Origin of the sequence: Mesorhizobium sp. CA5 (assembly GCF_020165105.1) — a bacterium.
GTDB lineage: Bacteria > Pseudomonadota > Alphaproteobacteria > Rhizobiales > Rhizobiaceae > Mesorhizobium.
The window spans coordinates 1-18367 of sequence record NZ_JAIUHJ010000010.1 but is presented as its reverse complement, the minus strand read 5'-3'; the positions used below and the strand labels follow the sequence as shown (position 1 = coordinate 18367).

13 protein-coding genes are annotated in these 18367 nt (G+C 63.8%); 10 read left to right on the top strand and 3 right to left on the bottom strand.

Annotated elements, in window-relative coordinates; all coding sequences use genetic code 11:
* The first annotated feature begins 147 nt into the window (after positions 1-147).
* Positions 148-705, top strand: a complete 558-nt coding sequence (locus LB529_RS14760) for a putative glycolipid-binding domain-containing protein (RefSeq protein ID WP_224711466.1) — start codon at positions 148-150, stop codon at positions 703-705.
* 30 nt (positions 706-735) lie between these two features.
* Here LB529_RS14760 and LB529_RS14755 read toward each other — a convergent pair whose 3' ends face one another.
* Positions 736-1032, bottom strand: coding sequence for an antibiotic biosynthesis monooxygenase family protein (locus tag LB529_RS14755; protein WP_140847382.1), 297 nt, complete (start codon positions 1030-1032; stop codon positions 736-738).
* 212 nt (positions 1033-1244) lie between these two features.
* On the opposite strand from LB529_RS14755, the gene LB529_RS14750 reads away from it, so the two are divergent.
* From LB529_RS14750 to LB529_RS14715, 8 genes are all read left to right on the top strand, one after another.
* On the top strand, positions 1245-2498 hold the full coding sequence (locus tag LB529_RS14750; protein WP_140847379.1) for an aspartate kinase: 1254 nt from the start codon (positions 1245-1247) through the stop codon (positions 2496-2498).
* Positions 2499-2581: 83 nt separating this feature from the next.
* Positions 2582-4852 (top strand): phosphoenolpyruvate--protein phosphotransferase, encoded by a 2271-nt coding sequence (gene ptsP, locus LB529_RS14745; protein WP_140632771.1) that lies wholly within the window; start codon positions 2582-2584, stop codon positions 4850-4852.
* 139 nt (positions 4853-4991) lie between these two features.
* A complete protein-coding gene (gene prfA / locus LB529_RS14740; RefSeq protein ID WP_224609568.1) occupies positions 4992-6071 on the top strand; it encodes a peptide chain release factor 1 in 1080 nt (359 codons plus the stop codon).
* Complete coding sequence (prmC, locus tag LB529_RS14735; protein WP_224711465.1) at positions 6064-6933, top strand: peptide chain release factor N(5)-glutamine methyltransferase; 870 nt, start codon at positions 6064-6066, stop codon at positions 6931-6933. Before prfA ends, prmC begins: the two co-directional genes overlap by 8 nt.
* Positions 6934-7246: 313 nt before the next feature.
* On the top strand, positions 7247-8281 hold the full coding sequence (locus tag LB529_RS14730; protein ID WP_224711464.1) for a DUF4167 domain-containing protein: 1035 nt from the start codon (positions 7247-7249) through the stop codon (positions 8279-8281).
* 223 nt (positions 8282-8504) lie between these two features.
* Positions 8505-11111 (top strand): ATP-dependent chaperone ClpB, encoded by a 2607-nt coding sequence (gene clpB / locus LB529_RS14725; RefSeq protein ID WP_140847370.1) that lies wholly within the window; start codon positions 8505-8507, stop codon positions 11109-11111.
* A 116-nt stretch (positions 11112-11227) separates the two neighbouring features.
* The gene (locus LB529_RS14720) at positions 11228-11593 is read left to right on the top strand and encodes an MmcQ/YjbR family DNA-binding protein (RefSeq protein WP_140543607.1); all 366 of its coding nucleotides are present in this window, start codon (positions 11228-11230) and stop codon (positions 11591-11593) included.
* 231 nt (positions 11594-11824) lie between these two features.
* Complete coding sequence (locus tag LB529_RS14715; protein WP_224711463.1) at positions 11825-13357, top strand: L,D-transpeptidase family protein; 1533 nt, start codon at positions 11825-11827, stop codon at positions 13355-13357.
* Here the strand turns inward: LB529_RS14715 and LB529_RS14710 are convergent.
* On the bottom strand, positions 13331-13963 hold the full coding sequence (locus tag LB529_RS14710; protein ID WP_224608125.1) for a TMEM175 family protein: 633 nt from the start codon (positions 13961-13963) through the stop codon (positions 13331-13333). The genes LB529_RS14715 and LB529_RS14710 overlap by 27 nt on opposite strands.
* Before the next feature lie 225 nt (positions 13964-14188).
* On the opposite strand from LB529_RS14710, the gene LB529_RS14705 reads away from it, so the two are divergent.
* A complete protein-coding gene (locus LB529_RS14705) occupies positions 14189-15742 on the top strand; it encodes an MFS transporter (protein ID WP_224711462.1) in 1554 nt (517 codons plus the stop codon).
* Here LB529_RS14705 and LB529_RS14700 read toward each other — a convergent pair.
* A complete protein-coding gene (locus LB529_RS14700; RefSeq protein WP_224711461.1) occupies positions 15739-17718 on the bottom strand; it encodes a M23 family metallopeptidase in 1980 nt (659 codons plus the stop codon). The two genes, LB529_RS14705 and LB529_RS14700, sit on opposite strands and share 4 nt — an antisense overlap.
* Positions 17719-18367 lie beyond the last annotated feature (649 nt).

Below are 18367 nucleotides of genomic sequence, written 5' to 3'. Positions count from 1 at the left end.
ACCGCCGGCAGGTCCAACCATGTCGATGGATCAGACCGCGTTCTGTCAGCACCTGACAGCTTGGTTGCCGCGCTGCCGAAACAAATCGGATGGGCGAACGAAAAGCTGTCATGAACAGGGAGCGAGACGAGACGGGAGTGTGCGAAAATGCGAATTCGGGCTTCGATCCTTTGGCAACGGCTCGACCGGGAAGGGCACGACGCTTGCCTGCTTGGCGAGACAGATGATGGCCGGACCCTCAAAGGCCATGCGCTTTTCGTCCACGACGCCGGTCCGTGCGGCCTTGCCTATGAGGTGGATTGCGATCTGAGCTGGCGTACCCGCAGGGCGCGGGTCGACGGCTTTTGCGGCATGCGGGAGATGCATTATCAGATTGAACGTCTTGCCGACGGCCAGTGGCTGCTGAACGGCGCAAGCCAGGCGGAGGTTGCCGGCCTCGTCGACGTCGATCTCGGCTTCACGCCCGCCACCAATCTTCTGGCGATCCGTCGGCTCGAGCTTGGCGACGGCATGGCGGCGCCGGCGCCGGCCGCCTATCTGGCCTTTCCTGAACTCAGGCTCTCGCGTCTCGAACAGACCTACCGGCGGCTCGACGACAGCCGCTATGCTTATGCCGCACCCGTGTACGGCTACGATGCTGTCCTGACGGTCTCGCCGGCCGGTTTCGTTCTCGACTATCCCGGTCTGTGGCGAAGCGCTACCTGAGCCGCGAGCGCGCGACCGGCAATGTCGTGATCAACGCGACAGCGCGATCGTTGCGTGGTTCATGGCGACGCTGGTCGGCTCGATCGCCTGCACGGCTTCGCTGCCGCCGATCTCGGCCATGATGCGGTCGGCCGCCGCCTGGGCCTGTTCCATGCTCTGCCAGCGCACCACATCCACCCAGCTTCCGTCCTCGCGCCGGCCGAGATGCCGGCTGAGGAAGCCTGGCTGCCGGGCGAGCCAGTCAGTGATGACGCCGTTGCTGGCGACAAAGCCGGCTTCGGCGCCGGGCTTGAGGCGGAAGGTGACGATTTCCAGGGTTTCGGTCATGAGACTCTCCAGCGCGCCGTTTCGCCAGTCATATGGCATGATCGGCGACAAGATTCTGTCAGTAGAGGTGGTGCCGGGCCGCTCATGGCCGCGCTCGCTTGCGAAGCGTTGCTGTTTTGGCTAAGGAGGCCGCGCATTCCGGCGCCGGGCTTACCCGGCGTTTCCTCTCGTTCCGGGCTCGAGCCGGCTTCAGTCAAAGGCATTTCGCTTCCATGGCGCGTATCGTGATGAAATTCGGCGGAACCTCGGTCGCCGACATCGCCCGCATCCGCAACGTGGCGCGCCATGTCAAACGCGAGGTCGATGCCGGCCACGAGGTTGCCGTGGTGGTCTCGGCCATGGCCGGCAAGACCAACGAGCTGGTCGGCTGGACCCGCGAAGCCTCGCCCATGCACGACGCGCGCGAATATGACGCCGTTGTCGCGTCGGGCGAGCAGGTCACGGCCGGTCTCCTGGCGATCACGCTGCAGAACATGGGCATCCATGCACGGTCCTGGCAGGGCTGGCAGATCCCGATCAAGACCGACAACGCGCATGGCGCGGCACGCATCCTCGATATCGACGGCGCCTTCCTCATCAAGCGCTTCGGCGAGGGCCAGGTGGCCGTCATCGCTGGTTTCCAGGGCATCGGCCCGGACAACCGCATATCGACGCTCGGCCGCGGCGGCTCCGACACCAGCGCCGTGGCGATCGCGGCGGCGGTCAAGGCCGACCGTTGCGACATCTATACCGATGTCGACGGCGTCTATACGACCGACCCTCGTATCGAGCCGAAAGCCCGTCGGCTGGCCAAGATTTCGTTCGAGGAAATGCTCGAAATGGCTTCGCTCGGCGCCAAGGTGCTGCAGGTGCGCTCGGTCGAGCTTGCCATGGTACACAGGGTGCGTACCTTCGTGCGGTCGTCCTTCGACGATCCCGACGCGCCCGGAATGGGGGATTTGCTCAATCCGCCCGGAACGCTTATTTGCGACGAGGAAGAGATCGTGGAACAGCAGGTCGTCACCGGAATTGCCTACGCCAAGGACGAAGCGCAGATCTCGCTGCGCCGCGTCGGCGACCGTCCAGGCGTTGCCGCCGGCATCTTCGGCCCGCTGGCCGAAGCCAACATCAATGTCGACATGATCGTCCAGAACATCTCCGAGGACGGCAAGTTCACCGACATGACCTTCACCGTGCCGTCCGGCGACGTCGACAAGGCGCTTGCCGTGCTGGAGAGGCTGAAACCCGATGTCGGCTACGACGTCGTCCAGTCGGAAGCCGGCATGTCGAAGGTCTCGGTCATCGGCATCGGCATGCGCAGCCACGCCGGCGTCGCCGCCACCGCCTTCAAGGCGCTGGCCGACAAGGCGATCAACATCCGCGCCATCACCACTTCCGAGATCAAAATCTCGATACTGATCGACGGTCCCTATACGGAACTTGCAGTTCGTACTTTGCATTCCGTCTACGGGCTCGATAAGCAATAGCAAGAACTGAGTCAGTTGTTGCGTGAACGCCGGCCGCGGGAGAAACTGCGGCGGGCGAAATGCCCATTGGAGAACAAGCCGCGATGCGTGATACGGCCAGTGGCCCGCGCGTTCTGCTCAAACGGCTTCGCGAGCTCATGCAGGAGCCGCTGGAGCCGCAGGAGCGGCTCGACCGCATCGTGCGCGACATCGCCTCCAACATGGTCGCCGAAGTCTGCTCGCTCTACGTGCTGCGCGCGGATTCGGTGCTCGAGCTCTACGCCACCGAAGGTTTGAACCCCAACGCCGTCCACCTGGCGCAGCTGCGGCTCGGGCAGGGCCTGGTCGGCACGATCGCCGCCAGCGCGCGACCGCTCAATCTATCCAATGCGCAGGAGCATCCGGCTTTCGCCTACCTGCCGGAGACGGGCGAAGAGATCTACAACTCCTTCCTCGGCGTGCCGGTGCTGCGGGCAGGGCGCACGCTGGGCGTGCTGGTGGTGCAGAACAAGACCATGCGCCATTACCGCGACGACGAGGTCGAGGCGCTGGAAACGACGGCGATGGTGATCGCCGAGATGATCGCCACCGGCGATCTCGCCCGCCTGACCAAGCCGGGGCTGGAGCTTGACCTGCGCCGCCCGGTGAGCTTCACCGGCCTTTCCTTCAATGAGGGCGTCGGGCTCGGCCATGTCGTGCTGCACGAGCCGCGCATCGTTGTCACCAACCTCTTCAACGAGGACAGCGAGGAGGAGGTGCGCCGGCTGCAGTCCTCACTAGGCTCGCTCCGGCTCTCCATCGACGACATGCTGGAGCGGCGCGAGGTCGCGTTCGAGGGCGAGCACCGCGAGGTGCTCGAGGCCTATCGCATGTTCGCCAACGACAGCGGTTGGGTGCGGCGGCTGGAAGAGGCGATCCGCAACGGCCTGACGGCGGAAGCCGCCGTCGAAAAGGTGCAGAGCGACATGCGCGCCCGCATGCTGCACATGACCGACCCTTATCTGCGCGAGCGGATGAGCGATTTCGACGACCTCGCCAACCGGCTGCTGCGCCAGTTGATGGGACGCGGTCCGGAAGATGTCGCGGCCTCGCTGCCCAAGGACGCCATCATCGTCGCCCGCTCGATGGGCGCGGCCGAGTTGCTCGATTATCCGCGCGACAAGCTGCGCGGCCTGGTGCTGGAGGATGGCGCCGCCACCAGCCATGTCGTGATCGTCGCGCGCGCCATGGGCATTCCCGTCGCCGGACAAATGAAGGGCGCCGTTTCCATGGCGGAAAACGGCGACGCCATCATCGTCGACGGCGAGGAAGGCACCATCCATCTCAGGCCGCAATCCGACCTGGAAGCCGCCTATGCCGAAAAAGTCCGCTTCAGGGCGCGGCGGCAGGAGGTCTATCGCGAGCTGCGCAAGAAGCCGTCGCTGACCAAGGACGGAGTTCCAGTCGATCTGCTGATGAATGCGGGCCTTGCCGTCGACCTGCCGCAGCTGACCGAATCGGGCGCCGCCGGCATCGGCCTGTTCCGCACCGAATTGCAGTTCATGGTCGCCTCGACCTTTCCCCGCGCCGAGGCGCAGGAACGGCTTTACCGCGACGTGCTCGAGGCGGCGCGCGGCAAGCCGGTCACCTTCCGCACCATCGACATCGGCGGCGACAAGGTGCTGCCCTATTTCAAGGGCGCGGTGCAGGAAGAGAACCCGGCGCTGGGCTGGCGGGCGATCCGGCTCACCCTCGACCGTCCCGGCCTGCTCAGGACGCAGATACGGGCGCTGCTGAAGGCCAGCGGCGGCCGCGAGCTGAAGCTGATGCTGCCGATGGTGACCGAGCTGTCGGAAATCGCGCAGGCGCGCGAGATCATCGACCGGGAGGTCCGGCATTTGTCACGCTTTGCGCATCACCTGCCCACCAGCCTCAAGCTCGGCGCGATGCTGGAAGTGCCGTCGCTGCTGTTCCAGCTCGACGAATTGATGAAGGCGGTGGATTTCGTTTCGGTCGGCTCCAACGACCTCTTCCAGTTCGTCATGGCCGTCGATCGCGGCAACACCCAGCTCGCCGACCGCTTCGACAACCTGTCGACGCCGTTTCTGCGGGTGCTGAAGACGATTGCCGATGCCGGCGTGCGCAACGACACCCCGGTGACGCTCTGCGGCGAGCTGGCCGGCAAGCCGATCTCGGCCATGGCGCTGATCGGTCTCGGCTTCCGCTCGATCTCCATGTCGCCGGCATCCATCGGCCCGGTCAAGGCGATGCTCACCGAGCTGCCGCTGCAGGAACTGAAGGCCTTTTTCGACGACAATCTAATGGCGCCCAGCCAGAAATTGCCGATGCGAGCCTTGCTACAGGCCTTTGCAGACGATCGCTCGATTCCGCTCTAGATTCACGTGAGGGCGGTCTGCAAATGGCGATTTTCTGCGCTTCCGGTGCTCATGTACCTAAATGTACATTCTGCTCCGGTTTTCGAAACTCCCCATTTTCGGCTCGCCCTGACGTGAATTCCATCGAAGTTCGAAGATCATGATCAACCTGCCCCGCGACCGTATGGATCAAGTCGTCAAGCGTTTCGACATGCTCGAGGCGCAGATGTCGGCCGGACCCGCCGCCGACGCCTATGTGAAGATGGCTTCGGAATATGCCGACATCCAGGAGATGGTGGGCAAGATCCGGGCGCTGCGCGCCGCCGAGCAGGAGCAGGCGGACCTCGAGGCGATGCTTGCCGACAAAGCGACCGATGCCGAGATGCGCGCGCTGGCCGAGGCCGACCTGCCGGAGGTCGAGAGCCGCATCGAGGCGCTGCAGAAGGACATCCAGATCCTGCTGCTGCCCAAGGATGCGGCCGACGAAAGGAACGCCATCCTCGAAATCCGCGCCGGCACAGGCGGCGACGAGGCGGCGTTGTTCGCCGGCGATCTCTTTCGCATGTATGAGCGCTATGCCGCCTCGCGCGGCTGGCGCTTCGAGGTGGTATCGGCGAGCGAGGGCGAGGTCGGCGGCTACAAGGAAATCATCGCCGCGGTATCGGGCAAGGGCGTGTTCGCGCATCTGAAGTTCGAATCCGGCGTGCACCGCGTGCAGCGCGTGCCGGAAACCGAGGCCGGCGGGCGCATCCACACCTCGGCCGCGACCGTCGCCGTGCTGCCCGAGGCCGAGGAGGTCGATATCGAAATCCGGGCGGAGGACATCCGCATCGACACGATGCGGGCCTCCGGCTCGGGCGGCCAGCACGTCAACACCACCGATTCGGCGGTTCGCATCACCCATTTGCCGACCGGCATCATGGTGGTGCAGGCGGAAAAGTCGCAGCACCAGAACCGGGCGCGCGCCATGCAGATCCTCAGGGCCAGACTCTACGATCTCGAGCGCAGCCGCGCGGATGAGGAGCGCTCGTCATCGCGAAAATCGCAGGTCGGCTCCGGCGACCGCTCGGAGCGCATCCGCACCTACAATTTCCCGCAAGGCCGTGTCACCGACCACCGCATCAATCTGACGCTCTACAAGCTCGACCGGGTGATGATGGGCGAGTTGGACGAGATCGTCGGCGCGCTGATCGCCGATCATCAGTCGAAGCTGCTTGCCGATATGAGCCTCGATGGCTGATCAACTGCCCGCCGCGCTTGGACCGCTGCTCAGGGCAGCGCGCGAGCGTCTGGCTGTAGCCGGCATCGACGATCCGGCGCTCGATTCGCGGCTGATCGTCGAGCATTTCTCGGGCACGACCCGTACCCAGGCCATCGCCGAACCGGGACAAGAAGTGGGTTCGGCGGCGCTTTCGGCCATCGAAGCGGCCCTGAGGCGTCGCGTCGCAGGCGAGCCGGTGCACCGTATCCTCGGCTACCGCGAATTCTACGGTTTGCGCCTGTCGCTTTCGCCGGAGACGCTGGAGCCCCGGCCGGACACCGAGACGCTGGTCGACGCCGTCCTGCCCTTTGCGCGGGCAACGGCCGAAAGGCTTGGCGAATGCCGCATTCTCGATCTCGGCACGGGCACCGGCGCCATCGCGCTGGCGCTGCTCAGCGCCGTTCCGGCGGCCACCGCGACGGGCGTCGACATTTCGCTCGACGCATTGGCGGTTGCGGCCGGAAACGCCCGAGACCTGGGGCTCGGCGAACGCTTCAAAGCCTTGCATTCCAACTGGTTCGAAAAAGTTTCGGGCCACTACCATGTAATTGCCTCGAACCCTCCCTATATATCCAGTCGAGACATCGGAAATCTGCAGGACGAGGTCCGCGATTTCGACCCGCACCGGGCCCTCGATGGTGGTGCGGACGGTTTGAACCCCTATCGGGTCATTGCCGCTGAAGCGGCGGAATTTCTGCAAGCGCAAGGCAAGGTAGCGGTCGAGATCGGCCATACGCAGAAAAACGAGGTCACCGGGATATTCGCGACAGCCGGCTATGTGTTAACCGGGTCACATCGCGATCTCGGCGGCAATGACAGAGTTCTGGTGTTCGAGCGTTGAAAGCCCTGATGCAGTGCGAAAAAACCGCTTGGCAATACCCGGGAATGCAGTTAGGGTCCGGCTCAACCGGATGAGACGAAGCAGGCAGTGCTCCCAGCGATTCGGTTTTCCTTGGAAATAGCTGCCTTCTTGCGCAAACGACGCCCAAGCTTCGTGCGGGAATCATCCGGCAAGTGATGTAACCGGGACAGGATGGCACGTGGCGCCAACGCAATTGATGCGGGCGAACGCCGGTGAAGAGACGAAACGGCTGGCTGCATGAGCGCCACCGTTCGTGAAGAGTTTTTCGAAAATTCACTATGAAGAGAGTCTAATGAGGCCACAACAGCAGAACAGGCGCATGCGCGGTCGCAACAACAATGGCGGCGGTGGCAACAACAACAACCGCAAGGGGCCCAATCCCCTGACCCGCAACTACGAGAGCAACGGCCCGGACGTGAAGATCCGCGGATCGGCTCAGCAGATCGCCGAAAAATACGCCACACTCGCCCGTGACGCGCAAAGCTCCGGCGACCGGGTTATGGCGGAGAACTACCTCCAGCACGCCGAGCATTACAATCGCATCATTGCCGCCGCGCAGGCGCAGATGCCGATCCAGAACACTCAGCAGAACCGCGACGACTTCGACGATGATATGGACGAAGATCGCGAGGAGTTCGACAATATCGGCAACAACAGCGGCAACGGCGCCGATGCGCCGGGCACGGCGAGCGGCTCCGGCCCGCAGCCAGTGATCGAAGGCACGCCGGCGGAACTCGCCTACAACCAGGAAAACGGCCGCGACAACAACAGCCGTCGCGACAACAACCAGCGCGACAACAATGGCCGCGACCGGCATCGTGACCGCCGCAACGGCGGCGGCCAGTATGGCCAGAACGGTCAGCGTGGCGAAAACGCCCAGCGCGGCGAGCAGGGCGGCCAGCAGTTCGACCAGAACCGCCGCAATGAGGGACAGGCGCAGTCCGAGGCGACCGGCGAGGCTGGTTCACAGGCCGTGCAGGCGCCGCAGTTCGACAGTTTCTCGCCGGCCGCCCTTGCCGCACAGGCCGAGCTCAACGAAGCCGCCCAGGACAATGGCGGCCGCCGTCCGCGGCGTCCGCGGCGTCCCCGCGGCAGCTATGCCGACCAGGCCGGTGGCGGGCAGGGCGACCAGCCGGAGGGCTTGAGCCCCGAAGGTTCCGGTCCCGAAAGTTCAGGCGAAACGCGCAACGCGGCGAACAATAGCGACGAGGTCGGCGCCAAGCCGGCCGAAGAGGCGAACCAGGCGAGGGAGCCTGCCGCAAGCGAGCCGGCACCTGTTGTCAACGAAGCTCCCGGCGAGCCTGTAGCTGCCGACGCAAACAACTGATCCAGACGCCATTTCAAGCATCGCTGACGGCGGAGAGAAATCTCCGCCGTTTTTGTATATGCGCGCCTGCGATATTCTGCATTGATCGACATCAAGGCGTCTTGAGGGACCGTGGCCCATACACCATATCTCGGCTGAACAGGGCTCGGCTCTTTTGAGCGGGTCCGTCACCGCAATCTGATCCGGTGCCGCAAAGTGGGCCGGTGATGGAAGGAGACAGCGAATGAATCTTGAAAAATACTCGGAGCGCGTGCGCGGCTTCATCCAGTCCGCGCAGACCATGGCGCTCTCGCGCAACCACCAGCAATTTACGCCCGAACATATACTGAAGGTGCTCGTCGACGATGACGAGGGCCTCGCCGCATCCTTGATCGAGCGCGCCGGCGGCAATGTCCGCGACGTCAAGCTCGGCGTCGAGACGGCGCTTGAGGCGATGCCCAAGGTCGAAGGTGGCAACGGCCAGCTTTACCTCGCCCAGCCGCTGGCCAAAGTGTTCTCAACCGCCGAGGACCTGGCCAAGAAGGCCGGCGACAGCTTCGTCACCGTCGAGCGGCTGCTGCAGGCGCTTGTCATGGAGAAGTCGGCCAAGACCGCCGACATCCTGTCCAAGGCGGGCGTCACCGCGCAGGCGCTCAACCAGGCGATCAACGACATCCGCAAGGGCCGCACCGCCGATTCGGCCAGCGCCGAGCAGGGCTATGACGCGCTGAAGAAATACGCGCGCGACCTCACCGCCGACGCCCGCGCCGGCAAGCTCGATCCGGTCATCGGCCGCGACGATGAGATCCGCCGCACCATCCAGGTGCTGTCGCGGCGCACCAAGAACAATCCCGTGCTGATCGGCGAGCCGGGCGTCGGCAAGACGGCGATTGCCGAGGGCCTGGCGCTGCGCATCGTCAATGGCGACGTGCCGGAATCGCTGAAGGACAAGCAATTGATGGCGCTCGACATGGGCGCGCTGATTGCCGGCGCCAAATATCGCGGCGAGTTCGAGGAGCGGCTGAAGGCCGTGCTCAACGAGGTAACCTCGGCCAGCGGCAACATCATCCTGTTCATCGACGAGATGCATACGCTGGTCGGCGCCGGCAAAGCGGACGGCGCGATGGACGCCTCGAACCTGTTGAAGCCCGCGCTGGCGCGCGGCGAATTGCACTGCGTCGGCGCGACCACGCTCGACGAATACCGCAAGCATGTCGAAAAGGATGCCGCGCTTGCCCGCCGTTTCCAGCCCGTCTTCGTCGACGAGCCAACGGTGGAAGACACGGTTTCGATCCTGCGCGGCCTGAAGGAGAAATACGAGCAGCACCACAAGGTGCGCATCTCCGATTCCGCGCTTGTGTCGGCGGCCGCGCTTTCCAACCGCTACATCGCCGACCGCTTCCTTCCCGACAAGGCGATCGACCTGATCGACGAGGCGGCGTCCAGGCTGCGCATGCAGGTCGATTCCAAGCCTGAGGCGTTGGACGAGATCGACCGCCGCATCATGCAGCTCAAGATCGAACGCGAGGCGCTGAAGGTCGAGAAGGACGAGGCTTCGAAGGACCGGCTTGCCAGGCTGGAGAAGGAACTCGCCGATCTCGAGGAGGAATCGAGCGAGCTGACCACCAAGTGGCAGGCCGAAAAGCAGAAGCTTGGCCTTGCCGCCGACCTGAAGAAACAGCTCGACGAGACGCGCAACGAGCTGGCGATCGCGCAGCGCAAGGGCGAGTTCCAGCGCGCCGGCGAGCTTGCCTACGGCAAGATCCCGGAGCTCGAGAAGAAGCTCAAGGAAGCCGAGGCGCAGGACGGCAAGACCGGCATGGTGGAAGAGGTGGTCACGCCCGACCATGTTGCGCATGTCGTGTCGCGCTGGACCGGCATTCCGGTCGACAAGATGCTGGAGGGGCAACGCGAGAAACTCTTGCGCATGGAAGACGAGATCGGCAAGCGCGTCGTCGGCCAGGGCGAAGCCGTGCAGGCGGTGTCCAAGGCCGTGCGGCGCGCCCGCGCCGGATTGCAGGATCCGAACCGGCCGATCGGCTCGTTCATGTTCCTCGGACCGACCGGCGTCGGCAAGACCGAGCTCACCAAGGCGCTGGCCAGCTTCCTGTTCGACGACGAGACGGCGCTGGTGCGCATCGACATGTCGGAGTTCATGGAGAAGCACTCCGTCGCCCGGCTGATCGGCGCGCCTCCCGGCTATGTCGGTTATGAGGAGGGCGGCGCGCTGACCGAAGCGGTGCGGCGCCGGCCCTATCAGGTCGTGCTGTTCGATGAGATCGAGAAGGCGCATCCGGACGTGTTCAACGTGCTCCTGCAGGTGCTCGACGACGGAAGGCTGACCGACGGCCAGGGCCGCACGGTCGACTTCCGCAACACGCTGATCATCATGACGTCCAATCTTGGCGCCGAGTATCTGGTCAATCTCAGCGACGACCAGGATGTCGACGCCGTGCGCGACGAGGTGATGAGCGTGGTGAAGGCCTCGTTCCGGCCGGAGTTCCTCAACCGCGTCGACGAGGTGATCCTGTTCCACCGGCTGCGCCGGCTGGATATGGACCGCATTGTCGAGATCCAGCTCAAGCGGCTGGAGAACCTGCTTACCGACCGCAAGATCGCGCTGTCGCTGGATCACGACGCCATCGAGTGGCTGGCGTCGAAGGGCTACGATCCGGCCTATGGCGCCAGACCGCTGAAGCGGGTGATGCAGAAGGAGCTGCAGGATCCGCTGGCGGAGAAGATCCTGCTCGGCGAGATTCTCGACGGTTCGACAGTCAAGGTCACCGCCGGCTCCGACCGGTTGAACTTCCGCTCGAAGCCGACCGTGGTGGCGACGGAAGCCGCCGCCTGATTTCGGGCGAGCTTGAATGAACGCGAAGCGCGTCGCATCGTATGGTGCGGCGCGCTTTGTTATTCGCAGTGATTGCACATAATCAGCTGCCGATTCGGATGACCGCGAAGGACTCGATGAAGCTCGACGATTACAACGGCTTCTGCGCTTCATTGCCTGCCACGACGCATGTCGTTCAGTGGGGCGGCGCCCATGTCTGGAAGGTCGGCGGCAAGGTGTTCGCCATCGGCGGCTGGAACGAGGGCGGCGAGCTCTTCGTCACCTTCAAATGTTCCGAGATGGCCTATGACGTGCTGAAGGATCAGCCGGGCTGCCGGCCGGCGCCCTATCTCGCCTCGCGTGGCATGAAATGGATCCAGCGTCAGACAAGCCAAAGCATGGATGATGCGGCGCTCGAGGACTATCTGCGCGAGAGCCATCGCCTGGTCGTCCTCAAGCTGACCAGACAGGCACGTAAGGAATTGGGGCTTGCCGCAGGCTAAGGCGCGTCGCGCCGAAACGGATGTGGTCGATGCGCTTTAGCTGTTGTTTCGCATGTCGGCCCCAGAACCGCTGCGTATTTTTGGGCAACATGCATGAGCTCATATTCCTCAAGGTACCGGAAACCCGCCATCTTCATGCCCGGTTCATGTTGGAATCTTAATTTGGCTAGCTGGTTTGTTGACGAAGGTTCGCCCGCCAGAAGCCCGAGTCGACCGGAGAGCTTGACCCCCATGCTGCGCTTGATCTTTTCCCTTTCGGCACTCGCAGCCGGGCTGGTGTCTTCCAGTGCGTTCGCCATGCCGAGCGCGGATGGTGCGCGGCCTGCGCGCCCGGCTGAGCGTGGCGCGCTGATGCTGGCCCAGGACGGCAATATCGATATCTACTACGACGCCAGGGGCAATCGGGTGCTGGTCGATGCCGACACCGGCAAGGTCATCGCCATCCAGCCGCCGGGCAGCAGGCTCGATCGCCGCGCGCTTCGCCGGCAGATGCGCATGCAGGAACTCGGCCGTGCGCCGGCCGAGGACGACGACCGCTATTATCTCGACAATCCCGATGACATGGCGCGCTTCCGCCGTCGGCAATTGGAAGAGAACGGCCGTGTCATCCCGCCGCCGGTCGATGAGTACGACGACAATTCCGTCGATGCCTATCCGCCGGCGCCCAACAACGATGAAGGCTATGCCACCACTTATCCGGAGGCGCCGAAATCCGACACCATCAAGCGCCAGCCGCTGAACGAGGCGTCGATCGACCCGGAGCAGCCGGGCCAGGGCGAAGTGCTTCAAACCAATCCGGATGCCCAGGCGGCACTGCCGCCGAACACTGGTGGCAAGGCCACGGTCGATCCGTCGCTGTCGCTCGGTGTGCGCCAGGACGTTGCCGCGCTGCAGGTGCTGCTCGACCGCGGCGGCGCCTCGCCGGGCGTGATCGACGGGCGCTTCGGCTCGAATGTCGACAAGGCGCTGGCCGCCTACAACGAAATAAACGGTACCAATCTGAAGTCGACCGATGCAGTCGGCATCCAGGCTGCGCTTGCACAGTCGGGCGGCGACGCCTTCGCCTCCTACACGATCACGCCGGAAGACGCGGCCGGCCCTTACGTCGCCTCGATACCGGAGGACTACAGCCAGAAGGCCAAGCTCGACTGCATGTGCTACACCTCGGTCACCGAGGCGCTGGCCGAACGCTTCCATATGGACGAGACCTATCTGAAGTCGATCAACAAGGGCGTGGACTTCAATCGCCCGGGCACGATGATCAAGGTCGCCAATTTCGGCAAGCTGGTCTCGACGCCGGTAACGCGTATCATCGCCGACAAGACCAAGAAGGAAGTCTACGCCTATGATGGGAGCGGCAAGCTGGTCGCGGCCTATCCCGCGACCATCGGCTCGGCCGACACGCCGTCGCCGACCGGCATTCATGCCGTCTCGCGCATCGCTCTCGACCCGAACTACACCTACAATCCGAACATCAATTTCAAGCAGGGCCAGAACGACAAGATCCTGACCGTCCCCCCGGGACCGAACGGTCCGGTCGGTTCGGTCTGGATCGCACTCGACAAGCCGACCTACGGTATTCACGGCACGCCCGATCCTTCTAAGATTGGCAAAACCGAGAGCCATGGCTGTGTGCGCCTGACCAACTGGGATGCACGCGAGCTTGCCAAGCTGGTGTCGCCGGGCGTCACGGTGGAGTTCGTAGGCGGATCAACAATCGCGGATGTCGGCGGGACCTCAACCGATGAGTTTACGCAGCAGTAAGGCGCGCGGCGCCGCGGCATAGATGAGCTGCACCAGCAGGATGAAGCCTATGCTGAGCAGCGGCGTGATCAGGCAAAGCGCCGCGCCGACCGCCCACAGGATCTGCGCCTTGACGATCCGCTTGTAGACGGTGCGTCGCGTTTCAGCATCGACGTCCTCGGAGATCATGCCGTTCCTGTCGGCATACCACCAGCTTGCGTACAGTGTGGCGCCCAGCATCAGCAGGTTCAGCCAGTAGACCAGTACCGCGCCCCTGAATGCCAGGAAATCGGCGAGAAGGTCGGTTGAGAAGGGTAGCAGCGCGATAAAGGCAAGGAAGCACAGGTTGAGCGTCGCGAGCCGCCGGTCCGATTTCGCAATCAGGCCATGCTGTGCCTGCTGTCCGAACCAGAAGATGGTGAGCGTGAGGAAGCTCAGCGCATAAGTCAGGAATCGCGGCGCCAGCGCCAGGATCGCGGCGAGCAATTCGCCTTCCGAATGCACCGCCTCATGCGACGGCACTCTGATCTCCAGCACGATCAAGGTTAGCGCGATGGCGAAAACGCCGTCGGTCACGCCGACGATGCGTCCGCGTCCTTCCGCCGACGGTTCGAGCGGACGCTTCATGGCTTCTCCCTCTCACGCATGATCGTGGAACCTAGCACGCCGGTGGCGGTTTGCATCAGGATTGAGCCCACCTCGCCATCCGGCCCCTGAATCAAAAAGAGAGAGCATGATGTCGTCCGAAAACCGCTTCACACGTTTCGGCATCATGCTCTGTCATCTGGTTTCAAGAACAGCGATGCTCTGGCTTGTTGTTGCGCCCGCGCGAGGGGGCTAAGCAAGGATCCGATGTCATCAGCGAATGAAACCACTGCCGATTCGCATTCGCCCGCGCGGGCGAACGGCACGTTTTGTCCTCAGACCCAGCGAAAATTCGTGCTGGTCGCTGCGATCCTCGCCTCTGCGCTCGGCTTCATCGACGGTTCGATTCTGGCGATCGCCATGCCGGCGCTGCGCGCGGATCTCGGCGCCAGTCTGGCGCAAGCGCAGTGGATTTCCAACGCCTATGCGTTGACGCTGTCGGCGCTCATCCTGGTGGGGGGCGCTGCCGGCGACCGGTTTGGACTGCGGCGCGCCTTCGTGATCGGGATCGCGTTGTTCGTCGCGGCTTCGCTCGCCTGCGCGCTGGCGCCCGATCCGGCTATATTGATCGCCTTCCGCGCCATCCAGGGCGTTGGTGCGGCGATCATGGTGCCGGGCAGCCTGGCCATCATCGCCAAAGCCTATCCGAAGAAGGAGCGCGGCCGGGCGATCGGCATCTGGGCCGCCGCTTCGGCGCTGACCACGGCGCTCGGTCCCGTGCTGGGCGGCTTCGTGCTCTCGACTTTCGGCAATGGCGTCTGGCGCGCGATCTTTGCCATCAACCTGCCGCTTGGGCTGATCTCGATCTATCTGCTTCTGGCCAAGGTGCCGGCCGACAAGCCGACCGAAAAACGCAGCCTCGACCTTGGCGGCGCGGCGCTGGCGACGCTCGCTTTCGGCCTGCTCGCCTACGGGTTGACGGCGATGAATGCCGAAGGCGCAGGGTTGATGTCGGGCCCGGCGATCGTTGCCGGCATGGTCCTGCTTGTGGTCTTCATCTTTTACGAGCACAGGCGGCGCGACCCGATGATCGATCTCGGCCTGTTCCGGATCAGGGCCTTTGCCGGCGCCAATCTGGCGACGTTTTTCCTTTATTTCGCGCTGTCGGCCAATTTGTTCTACCTGCCGATGCTGTTGATCGCCGGCTGGAGGCTGAGCGAGGCCGAGGTCGGCTTCATCTTCGTGCCGCTGTCGGCGTCGATCGCGCTTTTGTCCGGACCGGTCGGCCAGTGGTCGGATCGCATCGGTCCGCGTTTCCCGATCGCCAGCGGCAGCATGGTCGTCGCCGTCGCCTTCGCCAGCCTTGCCTTGCTCACCCATTTCGGCATCCACGATTTCTGGATCGGCACCTTTCCGCTGATGGCGCTGATGGGGCTTGGCATGGCGCAGGTCGTGTCGCCGCTGTCGACCGCGGTCATGACGTCCGTGGAGGACAAGGATACCGGGGCCGCATCCGGCATCAACAACGCGGTCTCGCGCGTCGGCGGCCTGATCGCGGTGGCGGCGATGGGCTCGCTGGCGGCCTGGGTTTACGCGCGGATGACCGGCAATGCCGCCGGGGTGCCCGGTTTCGGCGAGCCGCCGGCCTCCGGGCTGGCCGCCAATATCGAAGCGGCCAGGATTGCGGCAAGCGATTCGGCTTTCGCCGCGGTCGCGGCGGTCACGGCGCTGCTTTGCGTGCTGTCTTCACTCACCGCCTGGTTCACGGTTCCCGGACAGGCATCGCCCTGGCCGCAAAAGACAAACGATGAGCAAGATTAGTTCGGAAGCTGCGAATCAGTCTTGGCGCTGGCGACCTTCAGTGAGTTGCCGTCTTCCTGCTTCAGAAGATCGTCGATGCGCTCGCGCTCTTTCTTGAAGGCGACGAGATCGTCGCCCTTCAAAACCTTGCCGACCGGCAGGCGCACGCGCATCGAATCGACCTTGGTGCCGTTGACGATCAGTTCGTAGTGAAGGTGCGGGCCGGTAGAGAGGCCGGTCTGGCCGAGATAGCCGATGACCTGCCCCTGCCGGACGTGAACGCCTTCCTCGATGCCTTTGGCGAAAGCGCTCTGGTGATTATAGGAGGTCTCGTAACCATTGGCGTGGCGGATGATGATCTGCTTGCCGTAGCCGCCGGCCCAGCCGGCCTTCTCGACCACGCCGTTGCCGGCGGCGATTATCGGCGTGCCGATCGGCGCTGCCCAGTCGGTGCCGGTGTGCATTCGGACGTAGCCAAGGATCGGATGCCGGCGTGCGCCGAAGCCGGAGGTGAAGCGCCCATTGGGCAGCGGATTGCGCAGCAGGAACTGCTTGGCGCTGCTGCCGTTCTCGTCGAAATAGTCGACGCTGCCGTCCTGCATCTGGAAGCGATAGAAGTTGCGTGTTTGTCCGCCGAAGGTCGACGAGACGTAGAGAAGTTCGGAGCCGTCGGAGGCCTGGTCGTCGCCGTCGGGTTGGGAGAACAGCACTTCGAGGCGGTCGGACGGCGAGAGCCGCGACTGGAAATCCACGTCGGAAGCGAGCAGCTTGATCAGCTTCTGCGTCATCGCTTTCGACATGCCGTAGGAATAGGCGGTGCGGTAGATGCCGTCATAGACATTGGGCAGATTGCCACGCACCACGACGGGTTGCGAATCATCGAACGCCGTCAAAAGCTCGGGATTGGCCTCCGGCTCCTGCGCCGGCACATACTGGCCACGGTCGTCGAGCGCTATGGTGACGATGTGCGTGGTCTTGTCGTAGACGCTGGTGCGCACGACCTTGGCGATGTCGCCGCGCACCTCGAGGCCAACGCGCAGCACCGTTCCGGCCTTTAGCGCCGGTGCGTTCAAAAGCTTGGCGATCGCCTCCGCCATGCCAGTCGCGTCATCGCCGGTGTAGCCCGAATCGGCAAAGGCCTCGGCGATATCGGTATCCTTGGTGAAGGGAATGATTTCCTCGGCGAAGGCAGGCGTCTGGTCATCCGGCGTGGCACGCGGCGCCACCGAGACGTTTTCCTGCGTGATCTTCACGTCGTAGGAGCCGGCCATCGATTCGGCGAAGGCATCGCCGAACCGCTGCGGATCGATATAGTGCAGCGCTGCCACCTGGACAGCGCCGTCGCTCAAGCCGGTGCCGGCGTCCCGCACCACCTTTTCAACCTCGTCGGCGGAGAGATCGCTTTTTTCGTCGAAGGACGCCGTCTCGATCGGGAAATCGACCGTCTTCAGGCTCATCTCGCTTTCGACCTTGGCGCCGTAAATCTGTCCGGCGACCGCGGTGGCCGTTGCGGGTTGCGCGTTGTCGCCGTCGTCGTCGCCGAACACCTGCATCGGGTCGAACGGCGGGTAGGGGCGGCTGGTGGTGTGGCCGGCGGCCAGGGCCATCTTGATCTGCACGAAGGGCATGGTGTGGATAACGTCACGGTCGCCGACCTTGGTGACCATCGATACTTCCATGCGCCGCCGGTCCTTCGCCCGGGCGATCTGTCGGGGTGCCACCAGCCTTGTGGTCTTTGCCTGCTCGCCGGAATCATCGCCGCCGCTGGCAAGACCGATGAGCTCGGCGATTTCCGGCGGGGTCGCCAATTGCTGGCGCCCGTCAAGGGCGGCGAACAACGCCACGCCCATCAACACGCTCGATGTTACGCCGGTGAGGAAGGTGCCTGACAGCCAGCGCGCCGAGACCTCGCGGCGGTCGGGCGGACCGCTGCGGCCATCCGCGATCAGCGGCGGCTCGTTGCCGAGTTCGGCTATGACCTCTTCGGTGTCTTGCATCCAGAAAGGCTGCTTCTTCCCCAGGCGAAACGGCTTGTCGTTGTCGTTGTGGCCATGACAATTGCCTGTCACGGCGGTTGAAGTCAACGAAGCGGCAGGCCGGGGCCCATATCCCCAATCATGCGCCCCCTTGCGCAGGGCGCCCTGTCATCCGTCGTCGGCGCGCCTCGCATGTACGCGCGCGCCTTCCTCATATGGGCCGGTTTCACGCCCCAATGCGGCGGCAATAGGGCCTCGTTGGGGATAACCCAGGGGCTGCCGCAAGGGCAGTCGGCTATCGAAAAAGCGGTTCGAAAAATTCGTCGCAAAAAATTCAAAAAAGTTCGAAATCGGTGTTGACGCGTCGAGGGAGGTCCGACTATATACGGCCCACGAACGAGGGCGGTGCGCCGCTGGCGACGAAGAAGTTTGCTTCTAGGTCTGCCCTCTGCTGAAATTCAAGAGAGCCGCGTGAGCGACACTCGATTGGCCCCGAAGCCGAAAAGCGAGACGGGCTGCGACATTGCGTGAAGCGATGTCTGTTCTTTGACAATTGAAGATTGAAGAAAGAGAAACGTGGGCGGCAGAGTCCTGCTGAGCCTCTTACTCCGCCAGGGGTAATTGGTTCGAACGAGACTTTGGCGGATCACGTTTCGTGAGAATAAGTCTA

Excerpts from the sequence above, each read along its gene's own strand:
- LB529_RS14730 (WP_224711464.1), top strand. The coding sequence starts at position 7,247 with ATGAGGCCACAACAGCAGAACAGGCGCATGCGCGGTCGCAACAACAAT.
- LB529_RS14700 (WP_224711461.1), bottom strand. The coding sequence starts at position 17,718 with ATGCAAGACACCGAAGAGGTCATAGCCGAACTCGGCAACGAGCCGCCG.
- prfA (WP_224609568.1), top strand. The coding sequence starts at position 4,992 with ATGATCAACCTGCCCCGCGACCGTATGGATCAAGTCGTCAAGCGTTTC.
- LB529_RS14755 (WP_140847382.1), bottom strand. The coding sequence starts at position 1,032 with ATGACCGAAACCCTGGAAATCGTCACCTTCCGCCTCAAGCCCGGCGCC.
- LB529_RS14720 (WP_140543607.1), top strand. The coding sequence starts at position 11,228 with ATGAAGCTCGACGATTACAACGGCTTCTGCGCTTCATTGCCTGCCACG.
- LB529_RS14715 (WP_224711463.1), top strand. The coding sequence starts at position 11,825 with ATGCTGCGCTTGATCTTTTCCCTTTCGGCACTCGCAGCCGGGCTGGTG.
- clpB (WP_140847370.1), top strand. The coding sequence starts at position 8,505 with ATGAATCTTGAAAAATACTCGGAGCGCGTGCGCGGCTTCATCCAGTCC.
- prmC (WP_224711465.1), top strand. The coding sequence starts at position 6,064 with ATGGCTGATCAACTGCCCGCCGCGCTTGGACCGCTGCTCAGGGCAGCG.
- LB529_RS14750 (WP_140847379.1), top strand. The coding sequence starts at position 1,245 with ATGGCGCGTATCGTGATGAAATTCGGCGGAACCTCGGTCGCCGACATC.
- LB529_RS14710 (WP_224608125.1), bottom strand. The coding sequence starts at position 13,963 with ATGAAGCGTCCGCTCGAACCGTCGGCGGAAGGACGCGGACGCATCGTC.
- LB529_RS14760 (WP_224711466.1), top strand. The coding sequence starts at position 148 with ATGCGAATTCGGGCTTCGATCCTTTGGCAACGGCTCGACCGGGAAGGG.
- ptsP (WP_140632771.1), top strand. The coding sequence starts at position 2,582 with ATGCGTGATACGGCCAGTGGCCCGCGCGTTCTGCTCAAACGGCTTCGC.
- LB529_RS14705 (WP_224711462.1), top strand. The coding sequence starts at position 14,189 with ATGTCATCAGCGAATGAAACCACTGCCGATTCGCATTCGCCCGCGCGG.